Genomic DNA, 17,157 nt, shown 5'->3' on the forward strand with positions numbered 1-17,157 from the left:
TGCAGCCTGAAGATTTTCAGGGTGGCTCGCTAAAGTTAAATATCTTAGTATTAAATAAAACTGTATTTGAATTTTGTCGCAAAATTGCGACGCAGGCCTAAAAACACAACTAAAGTATATAATATAAATTGGATATTTTACAAATTCGCACAACTGTATTTGATATAAGTCAATATTGAACGCCATAGTATTATGGTCGATGGTGACGCAATTGCACCGTCGCTTGTGAGTTGATAATGCCTTCCCTCAAAAAAGAGAGACCCATACACTTGCCCGAGGTACGCTCATTTCAAAACCGATTGCTGTGTTGCCTGTCGGGGAACCCAATCTCGCACTCGTCATGCCACACGGGAACGCGTGACGCTTTATCTCCGCCAAACTCTGGAGACCGCCCATCAAAATTTGAATTTGTCTATTTTTTAGAATCAGGGCTGGGTTCGGTCGTTGCAGCTAAAGAATCGGGTTCCCCCATTGAAATCGGCATGTTCGACCGCGACGGCATTTCTTGAACATCCCTCCGCCCCCAATTCATATCCCGTGAAACGCAGGCAAACCAATGTCACGACTTAACCACTGAAGTCACCGGAAAACCATCGGGCTGTCACTCACCTGCCCTGTCCATCATCCGGTTGGTGTAGACCATCAGGTTGTCTTGCACTGAAAACGCCTTGCCATCACCGCTCGGCTGTCCATTGGGCAAGTTCCTGCTCTGCACGTTCCAGCGCGCTGTAATTCAGCAGCTTTCTCAAAAACGCGACAGTCACAGCGCGTGTCCGAAGGTTATATCGCCCATCCGGCTCGTCTTCGCCTGAAGTCTGGTAGACATGCAGCTTTTCATAGAGACTCTGGAGCCTGTTCTGGACACTTCGCAGCGACAGGTTGCGGCGTCGGGCGATCGTCTTGTCGGTCAGGCCAAGCGCGACGTCGATGAGGATTTCATATTCGGAGTCGCTGAAACCTCTGACGCGGCCAAGGCTTTTTTCCTGCAAGCCGCGCACTTCACGGTCGATGACGCATTGCGCCTCGATGAAGATGCTGCGGAGCGCAAGACGCAGACGATCATCGGATGCGGATTTGAGAACATAGCCATAAGCCGCACCTTCCGGCACGATCCGGGAAACACCCCGCACATAGGCCTCGTCCGAATAGTTGGACCAGAAGAGAATACGGGTATCCGGCCGCTCTTTCCAGATCGTCCGGGCGGCCTCGATGCCATTGCGCTCGCCCATCTGCAAATCCATGACAATGTGCGCGGAGCGGTTTTCGCGGGCCAGCTTTTCACCGATCTTGCCGTTTTCGGCCTCGATGACGTGATTGCATTCCGGAAGTGCTGCACGCACGGCTTCATTCAGATAGGAGCGGTGAAGAACGTCGTCCTCTACGATCAGAACTTCCATCTCACATCTCCTCGAAAATATGTGCGCTGTCGGGCAAGGTGATGCTAACGAATGTTCCCGGACCCATACGGTTATGTCCCATCTCGAAGCGAGCGGAAATCAGTCGAGCGCGGGTCTTCATATTACCAATTCCATGGCCGTGTATGGATGCCTGCTTGCCAAACCCGCTGCCATCATCGCTGACCACTATGCGCAGATGACCATCGACATGACGGATATGCACTGTGATACTTTGCGGCTGCCCATGACGGATGGCGTTGTTGACGGCTTCTTGCACGATGCGAAACACCGACGTTGCCACGGTCTGTTCCAGCGCTTCCACCCGCCCTTCGGTCTCATCGATGACGCTCCAACCTATGTCCAAACCACTATCCCTCACCGAACGGTCAAGATCGTTTTCAATGGCCTGAACGACACCGAAAAGCTGGAGAATGGATGGCTTGGCTTCTTCGATGATCTGCCGCAGGTCTTGCATGGAGTGCTGGAGACTGCGCACCAGCGGCTCCAGCATTTCACCGGAGAGATCGGGGATGTGCGTCATTCGCTCCATACGGCGCGCCAGCCGCGTTAGATCGGCCAGCGTCTGGTCGTGCAGATCCATGCCGATGCGCTGACGTTCGGCTTCCAGCGCCTGCGTCAGTTTCAACGCACCCAGCCGCAGCCCTTCTTCGCGGGCATGGGCTTCCGCTTCCACGATGGCGGATTGTTTCGCTTGATCAGCGGCGCGAATGGCGAAGAAATAGGGCGCCAGCAGATCGGCCACCGCACGGGCATTGGCCACATCTTCCATCGTATAGGCATCCGCCTCCAGCGACGAGCAACTGAGCGCACCGATTATATCGCCATGGACCTTCATGGGAACATGCAGGCGGCTGTGAAGACCGAGTTCGATGATCGGGCTGGAGAACGAACCCTCGAAATGGAACCGCGGATCACAGCAGGCATCGCCGCTCAGCAGGAAATCGACTTCCCCTGCCAGAAGCGAGCGAATGGGGCTTCCTGTCAAAAGCGCGGGTGGCTGCTGGCTCCAGGCGCTGTCCATGCCGCTTTCATAGGCGATATGATATTTGCCATCGATGAGCTTGATGCAAACATCCAGATGGTCATGCGGAATGATCTGGGTGATTTCGGTGGCCACGGCCTGAATGATCGAATTGAATTCAAGCTGCCCGGCCAGCAGTCTCGAAATGCCCATATAGTGGTGAAACAGCGATGATCTTGGCGTGTCGAGCATGAGCGGACGCCCTCCCAAGCGTCTGCGATAGGGTCTGAATCTCTCAAGAGACTTCAGTGCGCATATCTTGCGCTGTAGCAGCGCTTGCGTCCTGCGGAAACCCGCACAAATTCTGCGGGAACCCGCAAGCAGATTGCTCGGAACAGCCTATACAGCAAAGACTTTCCCGTTCATGCTTGTTTAGTACTGGGGAAAGGAGCCTCAGTGCAACGGGAAACTGAGCTGAACGTCGAGGAGACGCGGCAAAGGTTCCTTTACCCGGAAACGGGTGGGCCACTAGGGAGGAAAAATCAATGGCTATCAGGAAGATGCTTCTGGCATCGGTTGCTGTCGCATGTGCGACGTTGCCTATGACTGCACACGCCGATACATCCGGCAAGAAAATCGCGCTTTCAAACAATTATGCAGGTAATTCATGGCGCCAAGCCATGCTGACCAGCTGGGACAAGATCACCAAGGACGCGGTCAAGGCTGGCACCGTTGCCGCTGCCGACCCGTTTACCACAGCAGAAAATCAGGCAACTGAACAAGCTGCCCAGATCCAGAACCTCATTCTACAAGGTTATGATGCCATCGTCATCAATGCCGCATCGCCAACCGCGCTGAACGGCGCGATCAAGGAAGCGTGTGACGCGGGCATTACCGTCGTATCTTTCGACGGCACTGTTACCGAACCCTGTGCATGGCGCATCGCCGTGGACTTCAAAGCCATGGGCGAAAGCCAGATCGACTACCTCGCGAAGAGGATGCCAAAGGGTGGCAATCTCCTGGAGATTCGTGGTCTGGCTGGCGTTTCCGTGGATGACGAAATCCACGCAGGCATTGCAGCCGGCGTTGCCAAGAACACCCAGTTCAAGATTGTCGGTTCGGTGAATGGCGATTGGGCGCAGGATGTGGCACAGCGCGCTGTCGCGGGCATTCTGCCGAGCCTTCCGGAAGTGGCCGCCGTGGTCACGCAGGGTGGTGACGGCTACGGTGCGGCACAGGCTTTTGCCGCCGCAAAGCGTCCGACACCAACCATCGTCATGGGCAACCGTGAAGACGAGTTGCAGTGGTGGAAGCAGCAGAAGGATGCCAGCGGTTATGAAACCATGTCGGTTTCCATCGCACCCGGCGTCTCCACGCTCGCCTTCTGGGTCGCACAGCAGATTCTAGACGGCAAGGATGTGAAGAAGGACCTGACCGTCCCGTTCCTTCGCATCGATCAGGCCAATCTCGAGGAAAACCTCAAGGGTACCCAGAAGGGTGGCGTCGCCAACGTCGAATACAGCCTGGAAGACGCACAGAAGGTCATCTCCGCCGCCAAGTAAGCGCCGGGTTAATCACTCCCAAGACATCGCAGTGCCGTTCACCGGCACTGCGATGGATGCGAAGCTGTGGCTCCGGCCGCAAAAAACTGGCGTAACTGCTCATGAATCAAATCGTATCGAGACAGGAAGTCGTCGCGGCGCGTGGCGTGAAAGTGGTGTTCGGTGCCGTGAAGGCGCTGGATGGCACCGACCTCGTTATCCACTCTGGTGAATGCCTTGGCCTCGTTGGCCACAATGGTGCGGGGAAATCCACCATCGTCAACGTTATCAACGGTGGCCTGACGCCGCATGAGGGTTCCGTGTCCTATGGCGGTAAACCCAGCACCTATGGCATTGCCGCAGCACGTGCCAGCGGCGTGCGTTGCGTATTTCAAGAGCTGTCGCTCTGTCCGAACCTGACCATTAACGAAAACGTCCGCGTCATGCATCCGGATATGAAGGGCAGCAACTGGCGCTGCCGCGCGCTTGATATGATCAGTACCAAACTAGACGATATATTCCCCGGCCATGGCATCGATTGTGATCTGACGATTTCGGAACTGTCCATCGCCGAACGGCAGATGGTGGAAATTGCCATCAACTTTGCTGGCGTAAACGAACAACCGAAACTCGTGATTCTCGATGAGCCGACATCCTCGCTCGATGCGGGCCTTGCTGAACAGCTGATGGATTACGTGCGCCGCTTTGTGCGCAATGGCGGTGCGGTGCTGCTGATATCCCATATTCTCGGTGAAATCCTGTCCACCGCCACCCGCGTTGTCGTGATGAAGGATGGAAAAGTAGTTGCCGATCGTGCTGCTAGTGCGTTCACCAACAAAACGCTCGTTGAAGCTATGGGCAGTGTCGTGAAGGAACAGGGTGGCAAGCGTTCATTGGAACGCAGGGCTGGTCCCACCGTCTTGTCCATGCCGCCAAGAAAAGGACGGGGATTACCCTTCGAAGCCTATCGCGGCGAGATCATCGGGCTTGCCGGTCTCGGCGGTCATGGCCAGACGGAAGCATTGCTCGACCTTTATCTTTCGCGCAACAGCAGCTGGTTTCCCGCGCGGCATCAGGATATCGCCTTCGTTGCGGGTGACAGAAGTCTCAATGGCACATTCCCCTTGTGGAGCATTCTGAAGAACCTCAGCATAGCATCGCTGCGGGATTTCTCACCGGCGGGCCTCGTCAATCGCGACAGGGAAAACGAACTCGGCGCAAGCTGGAAGAAGCGCATCGAAATCCGCACGCCGGATGTCGACAACAAAATCCTTTCGCTGTCAGGCGGCAACCAGCAGAAGGTCCTGTTTGCCAGAGCGCTGGCCACAACCGCCAAGACGGTTCTGATGGACGACCCTATGCGCGGCGTCGATATCGGCACCAAGCAGGAAGTCTATGAAATATTGCGAACCGAAGCGGCCAGTGGCCGGACCTTCATCTGGTACTCGACCGAAATGGACGAAATCCGCCTTTGTGACCGCGTTTACGTGTTTCGCGATGGCATCATCCAGGCCGAACTGACAGGCGATCAGATCAACGAACAGGCAGTGCTTGCTGCATCTTTTTCCGGAGACGCACACGCATGAAGCTTTCCGCCAACGCCTTGCGCCTCATCATTCCGGCAGCCTCTCTCGCCGTGCTGCTGGTTGCTGTGTTCTACATGCAGCCCCGCACCATGAGCTATACGGGCCTCAACCTGCTGTTCAATCTGGCCGTTCCCATCGCACTCGCCACGATCGCTCAAATGCTGATCATGTCGGTCAACGACCTCGATTTGTCCATGGGAACCTTCGTCAGTTTCTGCGCCTGCGTGACGGCAACATTCTTGCAAAGTTCGCCGCTGGTCGGCATCCTCATTTTCGCAGCCGCGATTGCGGTTTACGCCGCAATGGGCGCGATCATCCACATCCGCGCGCTTCCCTCCATCGTCGTTACCCTGGGCATGAGCTTCGTCTGGGGCGGGCTGGCCGTTCTGTTGCTGCCATCCCCCGGCGGTCAAGCACCTGTGTGGATTCGCACGATCATGACGGCGAAGCCGCCTTTCATCCCCATGGCCATCGTTGCCAGCGTCGTGATCGCGGCTATCGCCCATTACATCGTTATGCGCTCATCATTCGGCGTGCTGATGCGCGGCGTCGGTGGCAACTTCCGGTCCGTCGAACGCTCCGGCTGGTCCGTTATCGGCATCCGCGCCGCGACTTTTGCCCTTGCCGGTTTGTTCGCCGTTCTCGCAGGCATAGCGCTTGTCGGCCTCACCACCTCTGCTGATGCCAATATCGCGCTGCGATACACGCTGCTGTCGATTGCCGGGGTCATTCTTGGCGGTGGCGAATTCGTTGGAGGTCGTGTCTCGCCTATTGGTGCCGTCATCGGTGCTTTGACACTGACGCTGGCTGGTTCGTTCCTGTCCTTCATGCGCATTTCGCCGGATTGGCAGATCGGTGCACAGGGCGCCATTCTTATCGTCGTGCTCGGCCTTCGCCTGCTCCTGAACCGCCTCGAAAAGCGGGAGAAAAACCAATGAGTGCCTTGCAGAGATTTTCGAAGAAGCCGTGGATCTGGTCTTTTGCCGCCACCATCGCGGTGTGGATCATCACGGTTCTCTTTACCGGCGGTGCCAGCTCCTTCGGCCTGTCGCACGCGGCGCTGACATTTGCGGCCTTCTCGGTCATCGTCGGCATCGGCCAGATGTTTGTGATTACGCTTGGACCAGGCAATATCGACCTCTGCGTACCGGCGACCATGACTCTGTCAGGCACCGTTGCGCTGAAATTCATGGATGTTTCCGATCATCTCATCCTGCCGGGTCTGCTGGTTGCCATCGGCATCGGTGTCGCGGTGGGCATCGGCAACTACGCGCTGATCAAGCTTCTGCGCATTCCACCCATCATCGCTACCTTGTCGATGAGCTTCATCGTGCAATCCACGGCCATCTGGACCAATCGCGGCCTGCGCATCAAGCCGCCGCAGATGCTGGCCGATTTCGCCATCTCCAGCACCTTCGGCATTCCCAACGTCGCGCTCGTTGCCCTGCTGCTATCGGCCATCGCGTGGGTGCTCCTCGACCGCAGCTTCTACGGACGCTGGATATCCGCCATCGGCCAAAGCACATTTGCGGCTAGAATGACCGGCATACCGGTCGATGGTACACGGTTCATAACCTATGTCCTTTGTGCAGTGCTGGCCGCCATTGCCGGTTATCTGCTGGCCAGCTTCTCCGGCGGTGCGGCTCTCAACATGGGCGCCGAATATTTGCTGATGTCGATTGCCGTCGTGGTCATCGGCGGCACGGCGGTTGCGGGTGGCGATTCCAATGTGCCGGGCATCTGGGGCGCGTCGCTGTTCATGTTCCTCGTCGTGTCCATGCTCAATACCTACGGCTTCGGCGCAGGCATCCGCCTAATCCTCACCGGCCTCATCATCATCTCCGTCATTCTTCTTGCAAGCGGCCCCAAAAAGCTGCGCTGAACGCGAACCCCAATTTTCGGATCGAGCCCATGCCGACAGACACGTCTTCCCTCTATGAAATTCGCGACGAACGTTTTCGCCAGTTGATTGTCGGCAATGCCGAGCTGGAAGAGCTTTATTCCGGCTGCCGCTGGGCCGAAGGCCCGGTCTGGTTCTCGGATCTCAATTGCCTGTTGTGGAGCGATATTCCCAACCAGCGAATCATGCGCTGGGTGCCAGAAGGCGGCGTTTCCGTGTTTCGCCAACCATCCAATTTCGCCAATGGCCACACACGTGACCGGCAGGGCAGGCTGGTTTCCTGCGAACACGGCACACGGCGCGTGACGCGCACGGAGGTGGATGGCTCAATCACCATACTGGCGGATAGCTATCGTGGCAGACGGCTGAACTCTCCAAACGATGTCATCGTCCGTTCCGATGGCAGTGTCTGGTTTACCGATCCCACCTATGGCATTCTCTCCGATTACGAAGGGTACAAATCCGAGCCTGAGCAGCAAACCCGCAATGTCTACCGGCTCGATCCATCGACAGGTGAAATCGAGATCATGGTGGATGACTTCGGACAGCCCAACGGGCTTGCCTTCTCTCCTGATGAGACCAAGCTTTACGTCGCCGACTCCTCTTCCAGCCACGACATCGCTCGTCCACGCCACATCCGCGTTTTTGATGTGATCGATGACAAGCGTCTGACCGGCGGGAAGGAATTCTGCGCGCTGGACAATGGCCTGCCGGATGGCTTCCGTCTGGATGTCGCGGGCAATCTCTGGACCAGCGCCGGAGACGGCGTACACTGCTTTTCACCGGATGGCACGCTGCTGGGCAAGATTAAAATCCCGCAAACCGTGGCAAACCTGACTTTCGGTGGCCCGCGCAAGAACAGGCTGTTCATTACGGCAACGAAATCACTCTACTCGATTTACGTCGCTGCAGCCGGCGCGCAATATCCGTAATGACTTTGTTCTGTGATAACAGCCGTAGCATTTAGCCAACCTCTTTCGATAGGTCGCTGCTCAGCGATTCCCATGAGACCTTGGTGCGTGCCGACGAAGCGGTGGCCTCTCGCATAACACCACAGCCCATTTCATATCTCTGAGCCCTTGTCGTATTCCTCGTCAGAAACCTTTTCAAGCCAGGTGACCGAACTTCCGTTGAGGGCTTCAGCCACGGCAAAATGCACCATTGGCTCGCCCTTCGAGGCTCCGTGCCAGTGCCGTATATTCGGGGGAATCCAGACAACGTCTCCCGGACCGACCTGCTGCACCGCTTCGTCTTGCTTCTGCACCCAGCCTGTTCCCGTCACGATGAACAGGGTTTGTCCGAGAGGATGCGTATGCCAGGCGGTACGTGCGCCCGCCAGGAAAGACACTGTCGCTCCACCAATACGAGCAGGCGCGTCGGCTTGATAACGGCCCGAGATTTCGACTTTGCCAGTAAAATACTCCTCGGCAGCAGCCTGAGCCCCACTTTTGGCACGAGTAATTTCGAGATTTGCCCGAACAGTGTTCATCTGTTCCCCTTTTCTGTCGTCAAAGCTTGTTTGAAGTCTGGCGCTATCTCCGCGCACTTCAAGGGTACTACTGCGTCAAGCCATTATTCATAAAACTGCCGGTCTGCAAAGGAAGTTGTTCCTGTCGAGCTATAACCTTATCTGCTCCTGGCCAGCGCGTCGGCATGCTCGTTTCCTGCAATGCCGGAATGTCCCTTGCACCACTTCACAATCACGTTGGGATTGCGGTTAAGGAAGCCGTCCATCTCCTGCCATAATACGGTGTCGGGTATCTTGCGGGGCCGAGCTCGTATGTTCGGATTGATCCGCCTCCAACCGTTGTTCCGCCAGATATTGCGCCAATGGCTGGCGCCTTCTACAACGTGCCATGAGTCGGTCCAAAGTGTTGTAACGCGCTTTTCGGCAAAGCCTTCTAACCAGCGCAAGGCCTCTAAAACCGCAATAATTTCGAACGTGTTATTGGAATGACCCATACCGTTGCCACAGGCACTATGAACCAAACGATCATCTTCCAGAACGATGAATGCCCACCTGCCGGATCCTGATTTCACATCGAAGGAGCCGTCGGTAAAGACTTGGAGTGTATCAGAAGCAGCCATTAAACGAGTGATCTGCACGCCGTCGCCATCCTTGCATCACAGCGGCCCGCACATCGATTTGAAGGGTTTTGGACACGCCGACAGAGGCTATACGGGAAGCGGGCCGAAAGCCCACATCGTCTGGTTTCATCTGCGTGTCCTTGAGATTTACTCGATATCGAATGTTACGCCCTGCGCCAACGGCAGTGCCTTGGAGTAGTTCACGGTGTTGGTGGCCCGACGCATATAGGCCTTCCATGCGTCCGAACCTGACTCGCGACCGCCGCCCGTTTCCTTTTCACCACCGAAAGCGCCGCCGATTTCCGCACCCGATGTGCCGATATTGACATTGGCGATGCCGCAATCTGAACCATCAACAGATAGAAAACGCTCAGCCTCCTGAAGATCACGGGTGAAAATGGAAGATGAAAGTCCGGCCACAACCGAGTTATGATCACTGACAGCCTGATCGAAATCGCTGTATCTCATGACGTATAGTATCGGCGCAAAGGTTTCTTCCAGAACCGGCCCAGCATGCTTCGGCATTTCAACCAGGGCTGGCTTCACATAATAAGCTGTGTCCTTGCCGGCATCAGCCACGCGCTCGCCACCGGCAACAACACCACCATGGGCCTTTGCTTCTTCCAATGCCTTCTGCATGCCATCGAATGCCGCCTTGTCGACCAGTGGACCGACGAGTGCGGACGTTTCCAAGGGGTTGCCGATAGAAACAGAGGCATAGGCCTTCTTCAGGCGTGGAACGAGCTGGTCGTAAATGCTGTCATGCACGAACAGACGGCGCAGCGTCGTGCAGCGCTGTCCGGCCGTGCCCATTGCACCGAAAGCGATAGCGCGCAGCGCCATGTCGAGATCGGCAGAGGGGCAGACGATACCGGCATTGTTGCCGCCCAGTTCCAGAATGGCGCGGGCAAAACGCTTGGCAAGGCGCGGGCCGACATCACGACCCATGCGGGTTGAGCCGGTTGCCGAAACGAGTGGGACCTTGCGGTGATCGACAAGGGCTTCGCCAACGGTGCGATCACCGATGATGACCTGGCTCAAACCCTCCGGGGCGTCACCAAAGCGGGCAATAGCGCGTTCGAAAATACCCTGAACGGCAAGCGCCGTCAGCGGAGTCTTTTCCGATGGCTTCCAGACAACCGAGTTGCCGCAGACAATGGCCAGTGCAGCATTCCATGCCCATACGGCAACGGGGAAGTTAAAGGCGGAGATAACGCCAACGACACCAAGGGGATGCCAGGTTTCCATCATGCGGTGGCCGGGACGTTCAGTAGCAATCGTGAGGCCGTAAAGCTGGCGGGAGAGACCGACCGCGAAATCGCAGATGTCGATCATTTCCTGCACTTCGCCTAGACCTTCGGAGGTGATCTTGCCCGCTTCGATGGACACGAGACGGCCAAGGTCATCCTTGGCCGCGCGCAGCTCTTCGCCCAGCAGACGCACCAGTTCACCGCGCTTTGGCGCGGGCACAAGACGCCATGTCTTGAACGCCGCATCAGCTTTCTCAACCATGGCAGCGACATCGCCAACTGATACAGTCTTCAGCCAGGCAATTTCTTCACCGCTAACAGGGCTGAAAGATGCCATGTCACCATCGTTCCAGGCGCTACGTGCCACGCCAAGCTTATCGAGAATTTTCGTCGTTTCCTGCTTTACATCGACAATCTTCGTCATCATGCTCGTTCCTTATTTGAAAAATTCCGGTATCATCGCGCGGTTAGAAATCTACCGTTCCAAGCTGTGCGGGCGATGTCATCGCCTTAAGGCCCGCCGCCAGACGGCGAATCTCTTGCGGCGTATATTTGTCGTAAAAGTCCTGGTTCTTGCGGCCAAGGGCGTGTTCGGCGCTGAAGCTTCCGCCAAAATCCTCCACGGCCACCGTAAAGACCCACTCACGCAGCGCGTGTTCGAAGTGTGGATCGGTCATTCTCACATCATCTTTAGCGACTACGAGATTAAAGTGTACGCCGCCATCACCGATATGTCCGAAATCGCAGATGGTTATATCCGGAAAGGCTTGGGGCATTTCCAGCTTCATTCTTTCCAGAAACCGCATGATATCACCGCGCCGGAAGGACAGATCGAAAGCAATCAGGCGTCCCATGTGCTTTACGCCTTCCGACAGCGCATGACGAAGCGCCCATATTTCGTGCGGCGGGCCGACGAATGCATCTGCCAGCGGCGCATCATCCCGCTCCCATATCGCGCCCAAAACCTCTTCCAACACAGCATCCAGCGGCTGTTCACCTTCGCGTGAAGCGCTGGAGCGAGAGATTTCCACTAGAATGACAAAATCCGGCACGGCACCATTCTGGAACGGATTGCGCAGCGACGGAACATGATCCAATGCCGCACGCACCGCATTGCCAGACATGCCCTCGAAGGCCGAGAGATAGCTGCCGAGCGCATCTTCCATGGCCACCAGAAGGTCCGGAACCTGATCCGGAGAGGCGGGAACGAGCAGTGCAGTGGCCGTCTGTCGAGGCGCGGGCTCAAGATTGAGCACGCATTCAGTGACGATCCCGAATGCACCAGACGTACCAATGAAAACCTGTTTCCAATCGATACCGGTATTGTTCTTGCGCAGGGCCGATGACAGGTCCAGCACCGTTCCGGCTTCATCGGCCAGCACGACTGTGAGACCCAGCGTGTTGCGGCGAACATCGCCGTAGCGCAGAAAACGAGAACCACCAGTATTGGTCGCTACCATGCCGCCAAGGCGCGGGTCAGCCCCGAGATCGATGGGAAAGAACAGGCCGCTTTTTTCGAGTTTCGTATTAAGATCGGACAATCTCAACCCGGCGCCGGCCTTGACGGTACGGCTGACACGATCAAGCTCATAGGGTGCGGTCAGCCGGTCGAGGCTAAGAACGCCTTGCTGCCCGGAACCATCCGGTGTCGACCCTGAAACAAGACCCGTATTGCCGGACTGCGGCACCAGCGCGATACCATTCTTCACGCAATAGGCAACCACCGCCGAGACCTCAGCCGTTGAGACAGGGCGCGCAATGAAGGCTGCTCGGCCCTGATCATACCGCGCACCCGTCTCATAGGCCACCATATCAGAAACTTCAGTCACCAAACCCTTATCACCGAGAATATGCTTCAGCACTTCGATATGTCGGGATTCCGTCATCTCAGCACCCGTTACTCCGCAGCCACGGCGCTATGCACGGCTGTCAGGCATGCCTCTAGCGAAGCGCGTTCGATGCCTGCATAATGCTGGAATTCGTCCAGCACCCCTGCCCCAAGATCCCGCTCGAACATGACCTGATTGGGGCTGGCGACAAATTCCTGCGCAACCTCGTCACCGAGGTTCGACTGGAAGATGCCCGCAGCACTGACGGGCAGGAAGTCTTCGTAAACGATAGGATCAAATCGAACATAGCCCTGTTCGATAGCATCTTCGAGGCCAAGTGCCGAGACATTGGCTGTCTCGCATGCGGCGGTCAGAGAATAGCTGAAATAGCCGAGACCGGCCTTGCGAATGGCATTCCAGTCATCCGGAAAGGCTTTGAAAACGTCTGCCAATGCGGCTTCATAAGCACCGGAATTCGAACCATCGGCCGCAGGACGGACCCGCGCGCGCGTCTCGTTGAGCAGAGCGTCATATAGAGCCCGCCCCTTCGGCGTCAAAGCGATGCCTCGCTGCTCGATTTCGCCGAAACGTGCCGAGTGCGAGCCTTCCTGCCAGTCGCCATCCGCACCTACGAACGACACGGCTTCCTCCAACGCCTTGAAGGATGTCTGGCGCAAAAGGATGGGGCATTGACGTGTTGGCGGGCCTTCGACCACAGCTTTCGGAGCGATGCCCTCTGCGGGCATCATCGCCTGTACCTTGTCGATATCGAGCGTGCGCGGCGTAAGATGGTTGATGTGCGGCCCCTTGAACGACACGACATCAGCAATCAATCGGTGCGCATTCAGCAATCGATTGTACATTGTGATATCGACGATGGCCTTATCGTGCCAACGGAATGTTTCCAGCACTTCTTCAACGAAACGTGCCGCATTCGCAGCATCGAGACCACCATTCTTCTCCGCTTTTTCCACCAGAGCAACAGCCGCATCCGTGAAAATCTTACGCGATGCCAGAACCGCCGCAGCCTCCGCACGCAGTGCCTCGTCGGCAATCAGGTCGAGCCTAAGTAGAGACGTGAAAACGCGGAAGGGATTGCGATTGAGGCTGCTTTCGGCAACAGGACGAAACGCTGTAGAATGGACAGGAACACCAGCGGTGGACAGATCGTAATACCCGACCGGATACATTCCCATGACTGCAAAGACCCGACGCATCATGTGGAGTTCAGCTGGTGTACCAAGCCGGATGGCGCCGTGACGCTCTTCCGAAATCCGCTCCAGCGTATCGGTGGCTTCCAGCCGCTCCCTGAGTTGCTGATCTGCGCCAAGCGTTTCCGCATTCACCTTGCCGACGAGAGACATCAACGTACCATATGCTGGCACCTCGTCGCGATACATTGCCGACATGGCCAGAGAAAAATCTGAACGGATATCGTCTGGAGACATAAAGGAAATGCAGGTCACGGCGTTTTACCTCGAAGCATTGAAGGCGGCAATCATGCGGTACAGGCACTATAATGACTGCATAAACGCAAATCACGTGACCTTTCCAACTATGTTGATGCGAATGTGGAATGACGATGGCGTCAGCAGACTATAGCAGCTTAGTGGCGCTACATTGACAAACCTCCACACCGTCATGTTTGAAAGTGCATTCTCTCAGATAACATCCTCCGCTTAATCTCAATGCCCTGCAGGCTGAGGAATGCATCCCAAGACACAGCTTCGACCAGCGACACGGACCAGCTGGCTAATATTGGGATGCCCGATGCCATGCGGACATCTCGCATGAAGCCAGGATTGCTCCTGCCCAGATCGACCTGCTCGAGGAGATTTCCCATGCCGGGTCACGCTTTCCCCCGCGGCTCAACAAAAGGGTCCGGCGACAGAAACAGCCTTTGTCTCCAAATGTGAAAGCTTCGTTGTCATCCAACGCGGCAGAATGACACGTGTGATGTTTTGGCACGCGCTAATTTGGCATGCAGTCGCTCGGCACAAACAGGTATAGAACGACAAGCAATCTTGTGCCGCGATGGAGGTCAAATTGTTTGATGGTTTTAGTGTAGAGCTTCTGGCGCGCATACAGTTTGCGTTTACGGTCTCATTCCACTTTATTTTCCCGGCTTTCTCCATCGGCACCGCGAGTTACCTTGCCGTCCTCAATGCGCTCTGGCTGTGGAAGCGTGATCCCATTTATTTGAAGCTCTTCGAATACTGGAAACCCATCTTCGCCATTACTTTCGGCATGGGGGTCGTATCCGGCATCGTCATGAGCTACCAGTTCGGCACGAACTGGGCGGTGTTCTCCGATAAGGTTGGGCCAGTCATCGGGCCGCTGATGGGTTATGAAGTTCTGACGGCCTTCTTTCTTGAGGCAGGCTTTCTCGGCATTGCCCTTTTCGGGCGCAAACGCGTGGGCGATGGCCTGCATATGTTTGCAGTTGCCATGGTGGCTTTCGGCACCCTCATTTCCGCCACCTGGATATTGTCCGCCAACAGTTGGATGCAAACGCCGCAGGGGTTCACCATCGGTGAGAACGGCCAGTTTCTGCCTGCGGACTGGTGGAAGATCATCTTCAATCCGTCCTTTCCCTATCGTCTGGTACACACCGTTCTGGCCGCGTTTCTTACCACGGCATTCGGCGTCGGCGCCGTGGGTGCCTACCACCTGCTGCGAGATAAAAGCAACCGTCAGGCACGGGTCATGTTTTCCATGGCCATGTGGATGGCCGCTTTTGTCACCCCGATCCAGATTTTCGTGGGCGATCTGCACGGCATCAACACGCTGGAGCACCAGCCAGCAAAAATTGCTGCCATGGAGGGTCACTATGAGACCCATCGCGGCGCACCGCTCATTCTCTTCGGCATTCCCGATGATGAAGCAGAGGTAACGCGATACGCGGTCGAGATTCCCAAACTCGGTTCCCTGATCCTCACCCACTCGCTCGATGGCGAGATCAAGGGCCTGAAGGAGTGGAGCAAGAACGACCGACCAAAAGCCCTCATTCCCTTCATCACCTTCCGCATTATGGTGGGTCTCGGGGTGCTGATGCTGCTGGTCGGCCTGTGGTCGCTCTGGGCGCGGTGGAAAGGCTGTCTCTATGACAGCCGTGTGCTGCACAGGGCTTCGGTGCTCATGGGCCCATCGGGGTTCATCGCGGTACTTGCGGGCTGGTACACGACAGAGGTGGGGCGCCAGCCCTATACGGTCTATGGCCTGCTGCGTACGTCAGATAGCCTTTCACCCATTGCCGCACCTGCCGTTGGCGCGTCACTTCTCGCCTTCATCATCGTCTACTTCGTCGTCTTCGGGGCTGGCGTCTTTTACCTGCTGCGGCTTATGCGCCGTACACCCGTCCTTGTTGAAGATCACGAATTGGATCACGCTCCGACGCGAACAGCCGGCATTACACCCGGCCCCACTCAAGACCTTTCCGGAGTCCGTCATGATGTTTGATCTTGCGTTTATCTGGGCCGCTATCATCGCCTTTGCCGTTCTTGCCTATGTCATCCTTGATGGTTTCGATCTTGGAATAGGCATCCTTTTCCCGTTTTTTCCCAGAAGGCATGACCGCGACGTTATGACCAACTCCATCGCTCCGGTATGGGACGGCAACGAGACGTGGCTGGTGCTGGGCGGCGGCGGGTTGATGGCAGTCTTTCCTGTCGCCTATGCCACGGTGCTGCCTGCACTTTATATGCCTATTACTCTGATGCTGCTGGGGTTGATCTTCCGTGGCGTTGCGTTCGAGTTCCGCTGGCGGACAACGCGCGGCAGCATTTGGTGGGACTGGGGCTTCTGTATCGGCTCGACAATCGCTGCCATGATGCAGGGAATTGCGCTTGGGGCGCTGATACAAGGCATCCAGATCACCAACCGCGCCTATTCCGGCGGGTGGTGGGATTGGCTGACGCCGTTCAGCATCACCACTGGACTGGCGGTCGTCGTCGGTTACGCACTTCTTGGTGCGACATGGCTTAATCTGAAAACGGTCGGTGCTTTGCAGGCGCAGGCGCGAAAGCTTGCAATGGTGTCTGGTGTCGGCACACTTGCCCTCATCGGTGTCGTTAGCATCTGGACACCCTTCATCAGCCGTGTTTATTTCGAGCGCTGGTTCGGCTGGCCGACGGCATTTTTTTCAGCCTTCGTGCCGCTGCTCGTGGCGCTATGTGCAGCCGCACTTTGGCAGGGATTGACAAGAGACAGACATCTTCAGCCGTTCTTGGCAGCACTCGGCATCTTCGTTATCTGTTTCGCCGGTCTTGGCGTCAGCTTCTATCCCTATATCGTGCCGGGATCGCTGACGATCTGGGAAGCTGCGGCACCGGATAGCTCCCTTGCGTTTCTCTTGGTCGGGGCAAGCGTTCTGGTTCCGATCATCCTTGCCTACACCGGATATGCATACTGGGTATTTCGCGGCAAAATTGATCCCGACGAAGGATATCACTGATGCCGTCTTCGCGTTCAAAGCGGATATTATGGTTCGTCGGACTCTGGCTGGCCAGCGTACTGTTTCTCGGCGTCGTCGCCTATGCGATCCGGTTGGTCATCATCGGATAGAGGTCGGTACGCCGTTGAAAG

At 56.4% G+C, this 17,157-nt stretch carries 15 protein-coding genes; 8 read left to right on the forward strand and 7 right to left on the reverse strand.

Annotated features, from left to right (window positions below; all coding sequences use genetic code 11):
* Window positions 1-674: 674 nt before the first annotated feature.
* Together ATO67_RS20725 and ATO67_RS20730 are read right to left on the reverse strand one after the other, a co-directional pair.
* Window positions 675-1,397 (reverse strand): response regulator transcription factor, encoded by a 723-nt coding sequence (locus ATO67_RS20725; RefSeq protein WP_067653519.1) that lies wholly within the window; start codon window positions 1,395-1,397, stop codon window positions 675-677.
* Between the two features lies 1 nt (window position 1,398).
* On the reverse strand, window positions 1,399-2,631 hold the full coding sequence (locus ATO67_RS20730; protein WP_067653521.1) for a GAF domain-containing sensor histidine kinase: 1,233 nt from the start codon (window positions 2,629-2,631) through the stop codon (window positions 1,399-1,401).
* A 293-nt stretch (window positions 2,632-2,924) separates the two neighbouring features.
* On the opposite strand from ATO67_RS20730, the gene ATO67_RS20735 reads away from it, so the two are divergent.
* From ATO67_RS20735 to ATO67_RS20755, 5 genes are all read left to right on the forward strand, one after another.
* The gene (locus ATO67_RS20735; protein WP_067653523.1) at window positions 2,925-3,941 is read left to right on the forward strand and encodes an ABC transporter substrate-binding protein; all 1,017 of its coding nucleotides are present in this window, start codon (window positions 2,925-2,927) and stop codon (window positions 3,939-3,941) included.
* A 101-nt stretch (window positions 3,942-4,042) separates the two neighbouring features.
* Window positions 4,043-5,506: an ATP-binding cassette domain-containing protein gene (locus tag ATO67_RS20740; RefSeq protein ID WP_067653525.1), complete on the forward strand. Its 1,464-nt coding sequence runs from the start codon at window positions 4,043-4,045 to the stop codon at window positions 5,504-5,506.
* Window positions 5,503-6,444, forward strand: coding sequence for an ABC transporter permease (locus ATO67_RS20745; RefSeq protein ID WP_067653527.1), 942 nt, complete (start codon window positions 5,503-5,505; stop codon window positions 6,442-6,444). Before ATO67_RS20740 ends, ATO67_RS20745 begins: the two co-directional genes overlap by 4 nt.
* Window positions 6,441-7,388, forward strand: a complete 948-nt coding sequence (locus ATO67_RS20750) for an ABC transporter permease (protein WP_067653529.1) — start codon at window positions 6,441-6,443, stop codon at window positions 7,386-7,388. Before ATO67_RS20745 ends, ATO67_RS20750 begins: the two co-directional genes overlap by 4 nt.
* A 29-nt stretch (window positions 7,389-7,417) precedes the next feature.
* Complete coding sequence (locus ATO67_RS20755) at window positions 7,418-8,338, forward strand: SMP-30/gluconolactonase/LRE family protein (protein ID WP_067653531.1); 921 nt, start codon at window positions 7,418-7,420, stop codon at window positions 8,336-8,338.
* A gap of 131 nt (window positions 8,339-8,469) precedes the next feature.
* Here ATO67_RS20755 and ATO67_RS20760 read toward each other — a convergent pair whose 3' ends face one another.
* The 5 genes from ATO67_RS20760 to hglS form a co-directional block, all read right to left on the reverse strand.
* The gene (locus ATO67_RS20760; RefSeq protein ID WP_067653533.1) at window positions 8,470-8,895 is read right to left on the reverse strand and encodes a (R)-mandelonitrile lyase; all 426 of its coding nucleotides are present in this window, start codon (window positions 8,893-8,895) and stop codon (window positions 8,470-8,472) included.
* A gap of 137 nt (window positions 8,896-9,032) precedes the next feature.
* Window positions 9,033-9,512, reverse strand: coding sequence for a ribonuclease H family protein (locus ATO67_RS20765; protein ID WP_342585731.1), 480 nt, complete (start codon window positions 9,510-9,512; stop codon window positions 9,033-9,035).
* Window positions 9,513-9,641: 129 nt separating this feature from the next.
* Window positions 9,642-11,171 (reverse strand): L-piperidine-6-carboxylate dehydrogenase, encoded by a 1,530-nt coding sequence (gene amaB, locus ATO67_RS20770; RefSeq protein ID WP_067653535.1) that lies wholly within the window; start codon window positions 11,169-11,171, stop codon window positions 9,642-9,644.
* Window positions 11,172-11,211: 40 nt separating this feature from the next.
* The gene (locus ATO67_RS20775; RefSeq protein ID WP_067653537.1) at window positions 11,212-12,630 is read right to left on the reverse strand and encodes an FAD-binding oxidoreductase; all 1,419 of its coding nucleotides are present in this window, start codon (window positions 12,628-12,630) and stop codon (window positions 11,212-11,214) included.
* A gap of 11 nt (window positions 12,631-12,641) precedes the next feature.
* Window positions 12,642-14,021, reverse strand: coding sequence for a 2-oxoadipate dioxygenase/decarboxylase HglS (gene hglS / locus ATO67_RS20780; protein ID WP_067653539.1), 1,380 nt, complete (start codon window positions 14,019-14,021; stop codon window positions 12,642-12,644).
* Window positions 14,022-14,619: 598 nt separating this feature from the next.
* On the opposite strand from hglS, the gene ATO67_RS20790 reads away from it, so the two are divergent.
* From ATO67_RS20790 to ATO67_RS22630, 3 genes are read left to right on the forward strand one after another with little or no spacing between them, the layout of a single operon-like run.
* Entirely contained in the window at window positions 14,620-16,032 is a 1,413-nt protein-coding gene (locus tag ATO67_RS20790) for a cytochrome ubiquinol oxidase subunit I (protein WP_106405001.1), read from the forward strand.
* Window positions 16,022-17,026, forward strand: coding sequence for a cytochrome d ubiquinol oxidase subunit II (gene cydB, locus ATO67_RS20795; RefSeq protein WP_067653545.1), 1,005 nt, complete (start codon window positions 16,022-16,024; stop codon window positions 17,024-17,026). The genes ATO67_RS20790 and cydB overlap by 11 nt, the downstream gene beginning before the upstream one ends.
* Entirely contained in the window at window positions 17,026-17,136 is a 111-nt protein-coding gene (locus ATO67_RS22630; RefSeq protein ID WP_082760367.1) for a DUF2474 family protein, read from the forward strand. The genes cydB and ATO67_RS22630 overlap by 1 nt, the downstream gene beginning before the upstream one ends.
* Window positions 17,137-17,157 lie beyond the last annotated feature (21 nt).

This window comes from Agrobacterium bohemicum, assembly GCF_001562555.1.
Taxonomy (GTDB): domain Bacteria; phylum Pseudomonadota; class Alphaproteobacteria; order Rhizobiales; family Rhizobiaceae; genus Agrobacterium; species Agrobacterium bohemicum.